Source organism: Saccharomonospora halophila 8 (assembly GCF_000383775.1).
Taxonomy (GTDB): Bacteria; Actinomycetota; Actinomycetes; order Mycobacteriales; family Pseudonocardiaceae; genus Saccharomonospora; species Saccharomonospora halophila.
Genome location: NZ_KB912569.1, coordinates 1 through 1,890, shown reverse-complemented (window position 1 = coordinate 1,890; position 1,890 = coordinate 1). Strand labels below are relative to the sequence as shown.

Annotated in this window: 2 protein-coding genes; both read left to right on the top strand. The window is 73.4% G+C overall.

All coding sequences use genetic code 11. The annotated features are described in order from the left end of the window. Positions 1–1,101 (top strand): undecaprenyldiphospho-muramoylpentapeptide beta-N-acetylglucosaminyltransferase (murG, locus tag SACHA_RS0116170; RefSeq protein WP_019811400.1); only part of this gene is annotated, 1,101 nt, incomplete at its 5' end. Between the two features lie 44 nt (positions 1,102–1,145). Beyond that, on the top strand, positions 1,146–1,890 hold a 745-nt coding region (locus tag SACHA_RS0116165), incomplete at its 3' end, for a UDP-N-acetylmuramate--L-alanine ligase (protein WP_019811398.1).

Sequence of the window (1,890 nt, the reverse complement as noted above, 5' to 3'; positions counted from 1 at the left end):
GGCAGCGCCCCCACCGTGGTCGTCGCCGGGGGTGGGACCGCGGGCCACATCGAGCCCGCGCTCGCACTGGCGGACGCGGTGATCCGGCTGCGACCGGATGCCCGGGTCGTGGCCCTGGGCACGGCGCGCGGCTTGGAGAACCAGCTGGTTCCCGCGCGTGGTTACCCGCTGGAGCTGGTCCCGCCGGTGCCGATGCCGCGGAAGCCCACCGTGGATCTCCTGCGCCTGCCGGGGAAGGTACGGGACTCGGTCCGCCGCACCCGGGAGGTGCTCGATCGGGTGGACGCCGACGTGGTGGTCGGCTTCGGTGGCTACGTGGCGCTGCCCGCCTATCTCGCCGCCCGCGGCCGGGTGCCGATCGTGGTCCACGAGGCGAACAAGCACGCGGGACTGGCGAACAAGGTGGGCGCGCGGCTGGCCGCGCGGGTGGCCACGGCGGTGCCGGGGACGGCCCTGCCGGGCGCCGACGTCGTCGGGATCCCGTTGCGGCGTTCGATCACCACGCTCGACCGCACCGCGCTCCGGGCGCGGGCCCGCGAGTACTTCGGACTCGATCCGCATGCCCCGGTGCTGCTGGCCTTCGGCGGTTCCCAGGGCGCCCGGTCGATCAACACCGCGATGTCCGACGCGGCGGAGAGGTTCGCCGAGGCGGGGGTGAGCGTGCTGCACGCGCACGGGCCCGGCAACACCGTCGTGGTACGCGAGTTCCCGGGGCGGCCCGCGTACGTGCCGGTGCCGTACCTGGAGCGGATGGATCTCGCGTACGCCGCGGCGGATCTGGTGCTGTGCCGCTCCGGGGCGATGACCGTCGCGGAGGTGTCGGCGGTGGGGCTTCCCGCCGTGTTCGTCCCGTTGCCGCACGGCAACGGCGAACAGGCCTCGAACGCACGGCCCGCGGTCGACGCGGGTGCGGCGCTCATGATCGACGACGCGGATCTCACCGGCGACCGGATCGCCGGGGACGTGGTGCCGTTGGCGACCGACCCGGGCAGGCTGGGGAGGATGAGTACGGCGGCGGTCGGGCTCGGCCACCGGGAGGCCGACGAGGTTCTGGCGGGCATGGTGCTGGACCAGGCGGCCGCGCGAGTGGGCGGGTCCTGAAACGACAGGTCCTCGAACGACGAGGGGAACCGAGGCAGGGGGCGATGACGTTGGAGCGGGACGGGGTGCTCGACAGGGCACATCTCATCGGGATCGGCGGTGCCGGGATGAGCGGCATCGCGCGGATCCTGCTCGCCAGGGGAGCGCGGGTGTCGGGATCCGACGCGAAGGACTCCCGTGCCTTCCTCACACTGCGCGCCCAGGGTGCGCACATCGAGGTCGGACAGCGGGCCGACAATCTCGACGTGCTCGGACAGGACCCGTCCGCGGTGATCGTGTCCACGGCGATCCGGGAGGACAACCCGGAGCTGGTGGCCGCCCGTGCGCGGGGCATCCCGGTACTGCACCGGGCACAGGCGCTCGCCGCCCTGATGGCGGGACACCGGGTCGCCTGCATCGCGGGCACGCACGGCAAGACCTCGACGACGTCGATGCTCACCGTGGCGTTGCAGCACTGCAGGCTGGACCCGTCCTTCGCGATCGGGGGCGACCTGAACGAATCGGGGGCCAACGCGCACCACGGCGAGGGCGGTGTCTTCGTCGCGGAGGCCGACGAGAGCGACGGGTCGTTCCTCGCCTACACGCCGTCGGTGGCGGTGATCACGAACTTGGAACCCGACCATCTCGACCACCACGGCACGGCCGAGGCCTACCAGGCGGTGTTCGCCGAGTTCGTGCGCCGGATCGAGCCGGGCGGTCTGCTCGTGGTCTGCGCCGACGATCCGCCCGCCGCGGAGCTGGCTGCGGAGGCCGAGGCCGACGGGGTGCGGGTGCGCCGGTACGGGCGTC